The organism is Spirillospora sp. NPDC052269, from assembly GCF_040679435.1.
In the GTDB taxonomy this organism is placed as follows: Bacteria; Actinomycetota; Actinomycetes; order Streptosporangiales; family Streptosporangiaceae; genus Spirillospora.
This window is the reverse complement of sequence record NZ_JBFAUU010000023.1, coordinates 88,361-101,653: the sequence shown is the minus strand read 5'-3', so window position 1 is coordinate 101,653 and position 13,293 is coordinate 88,361. Positions and strand designations below refer to the sequence as shown.

The following is a 13,293-nucleotide window of genomic DNA, read 5'->3' as shown; positions in this document are numbered from 1 at the left end:
CCCGACCGGTCCGGGTTTCCGGTTCCGGCCCCGGTTCCCGGCCGCCGCCTCACAGCGGCCGGGACCGTCCGCCTCCCGGCGGTCAGATCCAGGACTTGAACCAGATCCGGTCGTGCCAGGCGTCGAACGGGATCACCTGCGCGGACAGGATCGGATAGAAGTAGGCGAAGTTCGCCAGCACCACCAGCAGGAACGCGCCCGCCGCGGCCGCCCCGAGCACCCGGCGCGGTCCGGGCAGGCGGGACGGCCCGATGAGGTGGCCGAGCGCCAGCACCACAGCGATGATCATGAACGGGACCATCGGGGTGGCGTAGAACAGGAACATCGTCCGGTCGTCGAACGCCGACGGGAACCAGGTCAGCCAGCCGGCCGTGAAGCCGAGGATGGCGGCCCCGGCCCGCCAGTCGCGGGTCACCAGCCAGATCCCCAGCACGACGATCAGCGCGGCGATCGCGCCCCACCACAGCGCCGGGGTGCCGATGCCCAGGATCTCGCTGGAGCACTTGGACGCCCCGCAGCCCGACGGCTCGGTGTAGTAGAACGCCACCGGACGCCGCAGCACCGGCCAGTCCCACGGCCACGACTGGTACGGGTGGTGGTCGTGCAGGCCGTTGTGGAAGTGCAGCATCTCCTTGTGGTACTTCCACAGCTTCGGCATCGCCTCGAACGGCCGCCACAGCGGGTTCGACGACGGCGTCCCCCGGTCCCAGCCGCCCGAGGTGAAGATCCACCCCGACCAGGTGACCAGGTAGGTGACCAGCGCGACCCCCACGAGCTGGAAGAACGCCGGGACGGCGTCCAGCATCAGGGTGCCCGCCAGCGGCTCCCGCACCCCGGCCGCGCGCCGCGCGCCGTAGTCCCACAGGACGACCATCAGGCCGAACGCCGCGATGTAGAAGACGCCCGTCCACTTGGTCGCGACGGCCATGCCGAGGCAGAGCCCGGCGGCGATCCGCCAGCCGTGCAGGACGAACGGCCCGTACACCGACGTCTCGCCGCGCTCGATCAGGTCGGCGAGGCGCTGCCGGGACTTGTCCCGGTCGACCACCAGGCAGCCGAACCCGGCCAGGATCCAGAACATCACGAAGACGTCGAGCAGCGCGGCCCGCCCGGTCACGAACGACAGGCCGTCCAGCGCGAGCAGCAGGCCCGCGGCGCAGCCGAGCAGCGTCGACCCGGTCATCCGGCGGACGACCCGGGCCAGGATCAGCACCGCGAGCGTCCCGCACAGCGCGGGCATGAACCGCCAGCCGAACGGCGTGGCGCCGAACAGCCACTCGCCGATGGCGATCATCCACTTGCCCGCCGGAGGATGGACGACGAAACTGCCGCCGTCCGTCCAGATGTTGGCGTGCGGGTCGGCGATGAGCATCTTGTCGGCGTCCTTGACCGTCGTGTGCTCATAGCCGAACTTCAGCAGCGACAGCGCGTCCTTGGCGTAGTAGGTCTCGTCGAAGACCACCGCCTTGGGCGAGCCGAGCCGGTAGAAGCGGAGCAGCCCGGCGAGCGCGGTCACCAGCAGCGGGCCCAGCCAGCCGGCCAGGGCGCCGCCCGGGATCGGCGGGGCCAGCCAGTCGCGCAGCCTCGACGGGTACGCGGGCTGCGGCTCCGCCGGGGACTCGGCGGGCGTCAGGTCCGTCATCGCCATTCGACCATCGTAGGTGAGCCCCCGAGCCCAAACGTGGACCTTCCGGGCCGCGCCCAGCGTTCCCCCGGCCCTTCTCTCCCGCCGGACCCGCCGGGAGGGAAGGCCTCCACCCCCGCCGGGCGAGGCTCCGGACGCGCCCGGAGAGCAGGCCGCGGCGTCGGCGCGTCGCCGACCCGCGAGAATGGGGACATGACCACCGAGGCCCAGACGAACACCGGAACCCTCCTGCTGGCGGCGGCGCCGATCGGCCGCCCCGAGGACGCCTCGCGCCGCCTGCTCGCCGCGCTCGCGGACGTCCCGGTCGTCGCGGCCGAGGACACCCGGCGGCTGCGCCGGCTCGCCGCCGACCTCGGCGTGGAGATCACCGGCCGGGTCCTCGCGCACCACGAGCACAACGAGCGGGCCAGCGTGGACGGCCTGCTCGCCGAGCTCCTCGCCGGACGCGACGTCCTGGTGATCACCGACGCCGGGATGCCGGGCGTGTCGGACCCGGGCTACCGGCTCGTCCGCGCGGCCGTCGCCGAGGGCGTCCCGGTGACCGTGCTGCCCGGGCCGTCCGCCGTGACGACCGCCCTGGTGGTCTCCGGCCTGCCCACCGACCGGTTCTGCTTCGAGGGCTTCCCGCCGCGCAAGCAGGGCGAGCGCGCCCGCCGCCTCGCCTCGCTCGCGCACGAGCAGCGCACGATGGTCTTCTTCGAGTCGCCCCGCCGCCTCGCCGACAGCCTCGCCGCGATGGCCGAGGCGTTCGGCCCGGACCGTCCGGCCGCAGTCTGCCGGGAGCTGACCAAGACCTATGAGGAGGTGCGCCGCGGCCCCCTCGCCGACCTCACCGCCTGGGCGCAGGACGGCGTCCTCGGCGAGATCACCGTCGTCGTCGGCGGCGCCCCCGAGCGCGAGGGCCTCACCGAGCCCGCCGACCTCGCCGCCGCCGTCGCCGCCCGCACCGAAGCGGCGGGAGTGACCCGCAAAGAGGCGATCGCCGAGATCGCGAAAGAGAACGGTGTTCCGAAACGGGTCGTCTATGAGGCCGTCATCAACGCCACTGAATAGTCACCCGGCCGCCGAGCTGATCGAACAGTAGAATTATGGGTAATAAACACCTCGGGCTCCGGATCGGGAGAAGGATGGAACCCGCCTGAAAAGCGTTCACCGAGGGGGTGGGGATCGTGCACGACGCATGGTCGAACCACGAGGTCTGGGTGTACGAGTGCCAGAACTGCGACCGCACCTGGGACGAGGAGTTCGAGGTCCGGCACGTCGCGGACGGGCACGGTGGTGAGGCGGTCGCCTACGAGCACGACGGCCACTCCTGCACCACACCCTGGACCGAGCACCTGTGTCCCGACTGTCATCGCGCCCGCGTCCGGGCCTGGCCGGCCCCGTGGCGTCGCCACCGCGCCGTCCCCCCGACGCGCAAGGGCGACGACCTCGAGCTGGTCTTCCGGCTCCGCCGCCTGCACGCGTATTGATTGAGCCTCCGGCTCCGCGTCCTCGCCTGGCGGCTCGGACGCGGCCCGGATGCTCGTGCGAGCGCGGCATCGCTTCGCGATCAACCGCGCGGGGGCTCGCCTTCGGCGTTGCCCCCGCGCGGTTGTCAGCGCGCTCGCGCCGGTTGCGGTCGTCGCGGGGTTTTGGTTACGCAGGGTGCGCCTGTTCGCGTCACTTTGCGTGCGCGTTCTCTTGGGGTGAGAGCGGGGGGCGGCGGCGTTCAGGTTTTCGCCAGGTTATTTTTGCGTTCGCTCTTTTTGGGGAAGTTTTAAGTCGGCCTGTTTATTGTGCGGTCGCCGGCTCGGGCTTCTTCTTGCGCCAGAAGAGCGGGCTTGCGTATTTGGCCCTTGCCTCGGCGGTGAAGGCCATGCCCGCTGCCAGGGCGGCCAGGGGGACGGCCGGGAGGACGTAGCGGTAGTCGAACTCGGCGGTGGCGGCGGGGGCCAGCAGGAGGCCGATCGCGAGGACCCAGGGGAGCAGGGCGGGGCCGCCGAAGCGGCGCCAGAGGGGGACCATGCCGCCCAGGCCGATCATCAGCAGGACGCCCAGCATCGTGCCGCGCAGGTAGACGTGGTCCTGGTAGACGCGGATGACGTCGGAGAACGGGTGGGTGAGGCGGGTGCTCGCCGAGCCGTGCTCGTAGGCGTCGGCCTCCTCGGCGGCGGAGGCGCCGCTGCCCATCTGCCAGGTCGGGAGGGCGCGGGGGCGGGTGCCGAACTCGTACTGGGAGTAGGTGGCCTTGTCGGGGAAGACCGTCCGCTTCCAGTCGAAGACGCGGAAGAAGTCGTGCGCGACGGTCTTGGCGTAGTCGCCGGGCTGGGCCAGGATCGCGCGCTTGGCGTAGTCGTTGCCCAGGCGGTTCTTCTCCGGGTCCCAGCGGGTGCCGGTGTAGCGGTTGAGCGGGGACGCCTCGTTCCAGATGCCGTCCTGGGAGTTCGGCAGGCGGGTGTCCTTCTCGGTGCAGAGGATCATCTCCTCCACCGGCAGGTTCTTGATCTTGTGGCAGTCGGCGAACTTGTAGACCCGGGCGTACAGGAAGAACCCGTTGCTCTCGGTGATCGCGAACTTGCCCTCTTCGGCCTTGTACCAGGACATGTAGGCCACGACCGGGAGCGCGCAGGCGACGACCGTCGCGGCCAGCACCCGCCAGTTCATCCACCGGACGGCCATGTAGCCGAGCACGCCCACCAGCACCGGCAGGCCGACCGAGCGGGTCAGCCAGGAGATGCCGATGACCAGGCCGATCAGCGCCCCGACCCGCCAGGACGGACGGTCCTTCCAGAGCAGCAGCGTGACCGCCGCCAGGGTCAGGAAGGTGAACTGGACGTCCGACAGGACGAGCTGCTCCAGCTGGATCTGGTAGGCGTCCAGCAGCACCGGGGCGGCGGCGAGCGTGGCGCCCCAGTCGGGCAGGTTGAAGCGGTGCCGCAGCAGCGCGTAGACCATCACGCCCATGCCGAGGCCCATGAGGTGCTGGACGCCGACGACCAGGGCGAAGCTGTGGAAGGGCTTGAGGATCCACAGGAAGAAGGAGTAGCCGTCGGGCCGCAGCTGGTGCGGGTACGGGCTCATCGCGACGTGCAGGTAGTCGAAGCTGTCGTTGAAGAACATCGCGGGCCGGTAGCCGACCATCGCGATCCCGCGCAGCGCCGCGGCTATGACGAGGATCACAGTGAAAAGTGGGTTACGGCGGACCAGATTGGAGAAGAAGGTCCGCGCCCGGCGCAGCCGCCCTGCCGCGGAGACCCGCTGGTCATCGTCCGGAGCGCCCGCGTTCGCGGTCTCCTGTTCGGCGGCGTCGATCACCGCCTGGATCTCGGTCTCGGTGACGTCCTGCCCGGTCCCCGCCGCCGGCGCGTCCCCGTTCCCCAGAACCGGACCCTCCGGCACCCCGTCCACCGGGGGTTTCGCCATCGCGGCGCCTCCTGCCTTAGCTGCTGGACCGGACCCGGCGGATCCCCGTTCCCCCGCCTGCGTCACAGTGGCCCCACTTCTCTCGGGCAGTGGTGCCCGTATGCTTGTGGCCCTAGAGTGCCGCCGGCGGCCACGGCGGAGTGGGCCCTCGAGTTGCCGACAGGCAACACGATACGGGCGCTCTCGGACCTTGTGGCCCGCAACATCCGTCTCCGGCGGGCATCATGAACGATGACACGCCGTCCCGCGGAACACGTCGAGAGTAGTTGAAAGTGCCGCAGACGGTCACCAGGGGTAACGAAGGAGATCGCGTGGAACTCTCCGTAGTGATGCCATGTCTGAACGAGGCCGAGACCCTCGAGACCTGTATCCGCAAGACGCTGGCGTTCTTCGAGGAGCAGGGCATCGATGGCGAGGTCGTCATCGCGGACAACGGCAGCACCGACGGCAGTCAGCAGATCGCCCGTGAGGCCGGGGCCCGCGTGGTCCCGGTCGCCGACAAGGGCTACGGCAACGCCCTGATGGGCGGCATCCGCGCCGCCCGCGGCAAGTACGTGGCCATGGGCGACGCCGACGACTCGTACGACTTCGCCACCCTCGGGCCCTTCCTCGAGGACCTGCGCGACGGCGCCGACCTGGTCATGGGCAACCGCTTCCAGGGCGGGGTCGCCGAGGGCGCCATGCCGCCGCTGCACCGCTACCTGGGCAACCCGGTGCTGAGCTTCGTCGGCCGGCTGTTCTTCGGCAGCAAGGTCGGCGACTTCCACTGCGGGCTGCGCGCCTTCAACCGGCAGTCGATCCTGCGCCTCGGCCTGCAGACGGGCGGCATGGAGTTCGCCAGCGAGATGGTCGTCAAGGCCACCCTCGCCAAGCTCGACATCCGCGAGCGGCCGACCACGCTCTCGCAGGACGGACGGTCGCGTCCTCCGCACCTGAACACCTGGCGGGACGGCTGGCGTCATCTTCGCTTCCTCATGCTCTACAGTCCGCGCTGGCTGTTCCTGATCCCGGGTCTCGTCTTCATGACGCTCGGACTCGTCGCCGGGATCGCACTGGCGTTCGGTCCCGTCCGGATCGGCGACATCGCCTTCGACGTCGACACCCTCGTGGGCGCGGGCGCGGCGATGGTGATCGGCTTCCAAGCGGTGATCTTCGCCATCCTCACCAAGGTGTACGCGGCGCAGGAGGGCTTCCTGCCGACCGACAACCGGGTGCGCAAGCTGACGTCCTGGCTGAGCATGGAGAAGGGCCTGGTGATCGGCGGCCTGCTGGCCGTCGGGGGCCTGGCCGGCCTGGTCGCCTCGGTCATGCACTGGCGGGTCAACAACTTCGGTGAGCTCGACCCGCGGCACTCGCTGCGCATCGTCGTGCCGTCCGCGACCGCCCTGGTGATGAGCTTCCAGACGATCTTCGGTGCGATGTTCGTCTCCATCCTCGGCATCCGCCGCCGTCAGGCCCCGCCGCTGGTGGACGTCGCCGACGAGGCCGCCGGCGTCGTGGACGCCGCGGTCGAGAAGGTCGCCGTCGAGCGCAAGGCCGCCGAGAAGGCCGCCGAGGCGAACGCCGAGAAGGCGGTCGAGAAGGTCGGCGTCGCGGCGAAGGCCAAGCCCGCTGCGAAGGCCGGGGCGAAGGCGACCGCGAAGGCCGGCGAGGGCGCCGAGGTGTCCGCCGACGGGGAGAAGGGCGACCCGGAGAAGTCCGAGGCCTGACCCTCCGCGCCGCGCGCGGCACTCGACGCCGCGCGATCTCACACCCCTGACGAGCCCTGGGCCCATGGCCCGGGGCTCGTTCGCGTCCCGGAGATGACGGCCCGGTGACGGCCGGATGGACGATCGTCGCTTATGCCGAGAAGTTGCTGAGTGTTTCCTGGCCGAAGACGTCGCATTCGCGGTGTTGTGGCAGCCTGATGGGGCAATGGATCAACCGTTTGCGACCGTCCGCGCCAGGCCCCGGGTCCCATGCTGACCGACCCCGCCGCCGCGGCCGAGACCACTGCGAAGGCCGCGCGGCCGGAGGCGTCCAGGACGTCCGCCGACGCGGATGCCGGGCGTTCCGGAGGACGACGCTGGGGGCTGCTCCTCGTGGTGGCCTGGGTCGTCCAGGTCGCGGTCCGGCTGGCGTTCGCGAGCGGGCAGTCGATGCCGGTCGCCACACCGGACGAGACGGGCTACCTGTTCGCCGCGCGGGTCCTGACCGGCGGTCCGCCCGCCGACATGTCCTACGGCACGGTGTACCGGGGCGGCTATCCGGTGCTCCTGATGCCCGTGTTCGAGCTCGTCCACGACCCGGAGACGGTCTACCGGCTGTGCCTGGCGGTGAACGCGCTCATCGGGGCGCTGGTGCTGCCGCTGGGATACGTGCTTCTGCGGCGTTTCGGGCTCACCCCGGGACGGGCGTTCCTCTTCGCGAACGTCGTCGCGCTGCTGCCCGCCACCGTCTTCTACAGCGAGTTCGTGCTGACCGACGCCATCCTGCCTGTGGTGGTGCTGGGCTGGCTGCTCCTCGCGCACACGTGGTTCACCGGCGGGAGCCCGCGTGTCCAGGCCGCCGCGGCGGTGGGTGCCTCGCTGCTGGCCGGGTACGCGTGCGCCGCGCACTCGCGCGGGATCGTGATCATCGCCGTCCACGCCGTTCTGCTCCTGGTGGCGGCCGTGCTGCGGTGGCGTCCCTTCTGGCAGACGGCGCTCGCGGCGCTGGTGCTGGGCGCGCTCTTCCTCGCCGGGAGCAGGCTGAACGACCATCTCTTCGAGGTGCTCTACCCGAACGGCGACAACGATCTCGCGGGCAACCTGCGCCAGCGGCTGACCGGCGCGGACGGGCTCGCCTGGACGTTCTCGCTGGCCGTCGGGCAGCTGTGGTACCTGATCGTCGGGACGGGCGGCCTGGCCGGGATCGGGCTGCTCGGCTGCGGTTCCCTGGCCTTCCGGCGCGGCACCGAGGCCCGGCTGCGGATGCTGGCGCTGGGCGTCCTGGCGTCCATCGCGGGGATCGCGATCGCGACGTCCGCGGCGCTGCCCGACGAGATCCGCGTGGGGAACTACGTGTACGGGCGCTACCTGGCCTGCTTCGCGCCGCTGCTGGTCGGGGCCGGGATCGCGGTGCTCGTCCGGGCGTCCCGGCGGACGCTGGCGTTCGCGGTGGGCGGGACGGCCGCGCTCACGGCCGTGTCCGGCGCGGCCGTCTTCCTGTACGCGGGCGACCGCCTGGCCAAGTACGTCTTCACGCCGTTCGACTTCCCCGAGACGTCCTTCCTGACCCTGGACTGGCAGCGGTTCCACCTGTGGCGGGCCACGGCCGCCGGGCTGCTGCTGCTCCTGCTGACCGTCCTTGTGGTGTGGGCGCTGCGCGGGCGGAAGGCCATGATCGTCCTCGCTGGGACGCTGGTCGCGGTCGAGCTCGGCATGACCGGGACGGCCACCGCGGAGATCTCCCGGCCGCTCGTCCGCGAGTTCACCCCGATCGCCCGGCTGGACGGCCTGGCCGCGCCGCACGAGCGGGTCGCGGTGGACTGGCAGGTCCCGTGGAAGCTCCGGCTGCCGATGATCTACGACGTCTGGTGGCACAGGACCGTCGAGTTCGACGGGAAACGACACAAGCCGCCCGCGGGCCGCGCCGACCTGATCATCATGGGCTGGACGGGGAAGACCCCGCCGGAGAGGTCCTGGCGGCGCGGGACGCCCCCGGCGGGCTGGCACATCGTCACGACCCGGACCAGCCCCGACGGCGGCTGGGTGGCCTGGCGCCACGGCTGACGCCCCGTCCGGCCTGGATCAGTGGAGGTCCGAGCGGTCCGGCGGGGTGATGACCGGCGGGGTCCGGCCCAGCGTGGACGGGTGGTCCCAGACCTGCAGGACGCCGTCGGACGACTTCCAGAGCCGCTGCCACCCCTTCGTCTGCGTGGGCCGCCAGCCGCCCAGGACCTGCGACTCCTGGCCGCGCCAGCGCGTCCACAGGACGGGGGCGCTGAACGCCTCGACCGGCAGGCTGTAGTGGTCGTGGGGCCACGACTCGATCCGCCCGTCCCAGGTCCTCTTCCCCCAGGGGTCGCGGACGTAGAAGGTCAGCGTCTGGGCGAGCCGCCGGTCGGAGTAGATCGTCGTGATGTCGTTCCGTCCGCGCAGCCAGGTCCGCAGCTCGTTCCAGGCGGTGTCGCGCGGCAGGTCCGGGACGGCCCGGACGCACACGACCACGTACGCGGCGGCCACCGCGACCGCGACGACCGCGGCGGACGGCCCGAGGCGGCGCCTGGAACGATCCGGGACACGCCGCCAGAACAGGGCGATCGTGCCGAACCCGGCCGCCAGGATCGCGGGGAGCACGGCGTCCCAGTAGCGGGGCAGCCAGGCGCGGAGCGAGATCGACTTCGGGTCCAGAACCCCGGAGAGCAGCGTGATCGGGACGGCGAGGGCCAGGAACCAGACGAGCGCGAGCAGCAGCCGCCGGTCCCGCGTGACCAGCCAGCCGACCACCCCGAGCGCGATCGCGACGATGAAGACCGAACCGAGCGCGCTCCAGTCGTGGAAGGCGCGGGTGAACGACTCGGCTGCCAGTTTCCGCGTCACGTGGTCGCGGGACAGGCCGCCGTGCTCGGCCGCCGAGATCAGCCCGGCGAGCGGATTGCCCCAGACGATCTGGTTGTGGACGAGGTCGGCCGCCAGGATCACGGCCATCGGGATCCCGACCGTGACGTTGCGCCGCCACGGGATCCGCAGCAGGACGAGGAAGATCGGGATGGCGACGAACATGAACGCCACGAACTCGCGGCTCAGGAACGCCAGCCCGTAGAAGGCGCCCGCGGTGAGAAGCCAGCGCGTCTGGGCGCGTCCCGTCCGCCGGGACGAGGTGACCAGAGCGGCCATGCCGAGCGAGAACAGGCCCGCGCCGGGCATGTCCGGCAGCATCACGCCGGTGGACCAGCCGAGCTCGTGCCCGAACGGGTTGGTCATCGTGAACAGCGGGTTCACCAGGATGACCAGCACGGACGCCAGCCCCGCCAGGTTCCCGAACAGCGACCGGACGGCCAGGAAGCAGCCGACGAGGAACAGCGCCACGCCGAGCGCCGTGACCGTGAAGTAGGCGATCTGCCCCGGCCCGAGCACCTCCTGCGCCAGCCGGGCGGGCAGCACCAGCCCGACCCGCGTCACCTGGTGCGGGACCTCGGAGAACGGCCACTGCTCAAGGGGGACGTTCGGCCAGTCGCGGGCCGCGAGCCACACGTAGTACGGGTCGAAGTACAACGGCGGGACCATCAGGACGTACTGGAGGCCCACCCCGCAGGCCGCGACCAGGGCGATCAGGGCCAGCACCAGCCGGTGCCGCCGCAGCCAGCCCCCCGCGCGCGCCCGGGGAGTGTCGGCCGGGGCCCCAGAGACGGCCGTGGGGGCCGTTTCCGCGTCTACCAAAACCCTGCTCCGCTCCAGCATCTCCGCACGTCATCGGCCAGTTCTGCAGGGTAGCGGGACCCCGCCGCCGAGGGCCCGCGACGACGCCGAACCGTCAGTGACCTTTCAGCAAGCGTCCGCCCCTCTGTGATCAGGCGTTCGGAATCGGTCATCCACAGGCGGGGATATCCGTTCGGACGGCCCGACCGGGCCCTCTACCCTTGAACCATGTCCTCGTCGAGCCGACACATCCTCACCGCGCCCGCCTGGCCGTACGCCAACGGGCCCCGCCACCTCGGGCACGTCTCCGGTTTCGCGCTGCCCGCCGACATGTTCAGCCGCTACCAGCGGATGGCGGGCAACCAGGTCCTCATGGTGAGCGGCACCGACGAGCACGGCACGCCGATCCAGGTCCAGGCCGACAAGGAGGGCGTGACCCCCCGCGAGCTGGCCGACCGCTACAACCTCGCCATCGCCGAGGACCTCCGCGGCCTCGGCATGAGCTACGACCTGTTCACCCGGACGAGCACGCGCAACCACTACGCGGTCGTCCAGGAGGTCTTCAAGGGCCTGTACGACAACGGGTACATCTTCCCCAAGACCACGATGGGCGCGATCTCGCCGTCCACCGGCCGCACCCTGCCCGACCGCTACATCGAGGGCACCTGCCCGATCTGCGGCTACGACGGCGCGCGCGGCGACCAGTGCGACAACTGCGGCAACCAGCTCGACCCGATCGACCTGATCAACCCGGTGTCGCGCATCAACGGCGAGACCCCGAAGTTCGTGGAGACCGAGCACTTCATGCTCGACCTCCCGGCCTTCACCGAGGTCCTCGGCCGGTACCTGAAGTCCAAGCAGGGCCAGTGGCGGCCGAACGTGCTGAAGTTCGCCCTCAACCTGCTGGACGACCTGCAGCCGCGCGCGATCTCCCGCGACCTCGACTGGGGCGTGCCCATCCCGCTGGACGGCTGGCGCGAGAACCCCTCCAAGAAGCTGTACGTCTGGTTCGACGCCGTCATCGGCTACTTCTCGGCCTCGGTCGAGTGGGCCCGCCGCTCCGGCGACCCCGAGGCGTGGCGCGCCTGGTGGCAGGACCCGGACGCCCTGTCCTACTACTTCATGGGCAAGGACAACATCGTCTTCCACGCCGAGATCTGGCCGGCGATCCTGATGGGCTACAACGGCCAGGGCGACAAGGGCGGCACGCCCGGCTCGCTCGGCGCGCTGAACGTGCCCACCGAGGTCGTGTCCTCGGAGTTCCTGACGATGGAGGGCCGCAAGTTCTCCTCGTCCCGCCAGGTCGTCATCTACGTGAAGGACTTCCTCGAGCGGTACGACGTCGACGCGCTGCGGTACTACATCGCGGTCGCCGGGCCGGAGAACAACGACACCGACTTCACCTGGTCGGGGTTCGTCCGCCGCAACAACGACGAGCTGGTCGCGGCCTGGGGCAACCTGGTCAACCGGTCGGTGAACATGGCCGCCAAGAACTACGGCGCCATCCCCGAGGCGGGCGACCTGAACGACACCGACCGGGCGCTGCTCGCGCGCAGCCGCGAGGCGTTCGGCAAGGTCGGCGCCGAGCTCGAGCGGTCCCGGTTCAAGAACGGCATCACCGAGGCGCTCGAGGTCGTCCGCGACGCCAACCGGTACCTGTCCGACCAGGCCCCCTGGAAGCTCAAGGACGACCCGGCCCGCGTCCAGTCGATCCTGCACACCGCGCTGCAGGTGGTCGACGACGCCAAGACGCTGCTCACCCCGTTCCTGCCGTCCTCGTCGCAGAAGGTGCACGAGATGCTCGGCGGCGACGGCGTGTGGGCCGCGCAGCCGCGGCTGGAGACCGTCTCGGAGGACGGCGGCCCCGACTACCCGATCCTGACCGGCGACTACACCGTCGAGAAGGCCGTCTGGGAGTCGCGTCCGATCACCCCGGGCGTGCCGCTGACCAAGCCGACCCCGCTGTTCACCAAGCTGGACGACTCGGTCGTCACCGAGGAGCTGGCCCGGCTGGAGGGCGAGTGAGCGGGGGAGCGGGCGGGAACGGCGAGGCCGCCCGCCCGTTCCCGCCGCTGCCCGACCGGTTGCCGGTGGACGTCTTCGACAGCCACTGCCACCTCGACCTGGTCGGGCTGCCCGTCCAGGAGCAGGTCGCGTCCGCGAAGGCGGCGGGCATCGCCCGGATCGTCACGATCGGGGTCGACCTGCCGTCCTCGCGGCTGTGCGCCGACACCGCCGACGAGTTCGACGACGTGTACGCGGGCGTGGCGATCCATCCCAACGACACGACCGGCATCACCGACGCGGTCCTCGACGACATCGCCGACCTGGCGCGGCGTCCCAAGGTCCGCGCGATCGGTGAGACCGGGCTCGACTACTATCGCGACTGGGCCCCCAAGGAGGACCAGCACCGCTCGTTCCGCGCGCACATCGAGATCGCCAAGCGCAGCGGCAAGGCCCTGGTGATCCACGACCGCGACGCGCACGACGACGTCCTGCGCGTCCTGGACGAGGAGGGCGCGCCCGAGAAGACGGTGTTCCACTGCTTCTCCGGCGACGCCGCGATGGCCGAGATCTGCGCCGAGCGCGGCTACGTGATGAGCTTCGCGGGCAACATCACCTTCAAGAACGCCCAGTCCCTGCGGGACGCCCTGATGGTCGCGCCCCTCGAGCTGATCCTGGTCGAGACCGACGCCCCGTTCCTCACCCCCGTCCCGAACCGGGGCAAGCCGAACGCGTCCTACCTGATCCCGCACACGGTCCGCTTCATGGCCGACTACAAGGGCGTCCGGCTGGAAGACCTCTGCCACGCCATCGCCGCCAACGGCGAACGCGTCTTCGGCCCCTGGTAGCCCCGAAGAG

Annotated in this window: 9 protein-coding genes; 6 read left to right on the top strand and 3 right to left on the bottom strand. The window is 70.9% G+C overall.

From position 1 onward, the window contains the following. Positions 1 to 82 precede the first annotated feature (82 nt). Positions 83 to 1,648 carry a dolichyl-phosphate-mannose--protein mannosyltransferase gene (locus AB0L06_RS37465; RefSeq protein WP_500235954.1) on the bottom strand — a complete coding sequence of 522 codons (1,566 nt, stop codon included), beginning with the start codon at positions 1,646 to 1,648 and terminating at the stop codon, positions 83 to 85. A 189-nt stretch (positions 1,649 to 1,837) separates the two neighbouring features. On the opposite strand from AB0L06_RS37465, the gene rsmI reads away from it, so the two are divergent. Both rsmI and AB0L06_RS37455 read left to right on the top strand, forming a co-directional pair. Next, positions 1,838 to 2,698 (top strand): 16S rRNA (cytidine(1402)-2'-O)-methyltransferase, encoded by an 861-nt coding sequence (gene rsmI / locus AB0L06_RS37460; RefSeq protein WP_500235953.1) that lies wholly within the window; start codon positions 1,838 to 1,840, stop codon positions 2,696 to 2,698. A 116-nt stretch (positions 2,699 to 2,814) separates the two neighbouring features. Then, positions 2,815 to 3,117 (top strand): hypothetical protein, encoded by a 303-nt coding sequence (locus AB0L06_RS37455; RefSeq protein WP_500235952.1) that lies wholly within the window; start codon positions 2,815 to 2,817, stop codon positions 3,115 to 3,117. A gap of 301 nt (positions 3,118 to 3,418) precedes the next feature. Here AB0L06_RS37455 and AB0L06_RS37450 read toward each other — a convergent pair whose 3' ends face one another. Then, on the bottom strand, positions 3,419 to 5,050 hold the full coding sequence (locus AB0L06_RS37450) for a hypothetical protein (RefSeq protein WP_500235951.1): 1,632 nt from the start codon (positions 5,048 to 5,050) through the stop codon (positions 3,419 to 3,421). Positions 5,051 to 5,361: 311 nt separating this feature from the next. On the opposite strand from AB0L06_RS37450, the gene AB0L06_RS37445 reads away from it, so the two are divergent. Then, the gene (locus AB0L06_RS37445; RefSeq protein WP_500235950.1) at positions 5,362 to 6,759 is read left to right on the top strand and encodes a glycosyltransferase family 2 protein; all 1,398 of its coding nucleotides are present in this window, start codon (positions 5,362 to 5,364) and stop codon (positions 6,757 to 6,759) included. A 249-nt stretch (positions 6,760 to 7,008) separates the two neighbouring features. Continuing rightward, positions 7,009 to 8,802: a hypothetical protein gene (locus tag AB0L06_RS37440; protein ID WP_500235949.1), complete on the top strand. Its 1,794-nt coding sequence runs from the start codon at positions 7,009 to 7,011 to the stop codon at positions 8,800 to 8,802. Between the two features lie 18 nt (positions 8,803 to 8,820). Here the strand turns inward: AB0L06_RS37440 and AB0L06_RS37435 are convergent, their stop codons facing one another. Beyond that, positions 8,821 to 10,452: an ArnT family glycosyltransferase gene (locus AB0L06_RS37435; RefSeq protein WP_500235948.1), complete on the bottom strand. Its 1,632-nt coding sequence runs from the start codon at positions 10,450 to 10,452 to the stop codon at positions 8,821 to 8,823. A 207-nt stretch (positions 10,453 to 10,659) separates the two neighbouring features. Between AB0L06_RS37435 and metG the strand changes: the two genes are divergently transcribed. Together metG and AB0L06_RS37425 are read left to right on the top strand one after the other, a co-directional pair. Continuing rightward, positions 10,660 to 12,456 (top strand): methionine--tRNA ligase, encoded by a 1,797-nt coding sequence (gene metG / locus AB0L06_RS37430; protein WP_500235947.1) that lies wholly within the window; start codon positions 10,660 to 10,662, stop codon positions 12,454 to 12,456. Beyond that, positions 12,453 to 13,283, top strand: coding sequence for a TatD family hydrolase (locus tag AB0L06_RS37425; protein WP_500235946.1), 831 nt, complete (start codon positions 12,453 to 12,455; stop codon positions 13,281 to 13,283). The genes metG and AB0L06_RS37425 overlap by 4 nt, the downstream gene beginning before the upstream one ends. Positions 13,284 to 13,293: the final 10 nt, after the last annotated feature.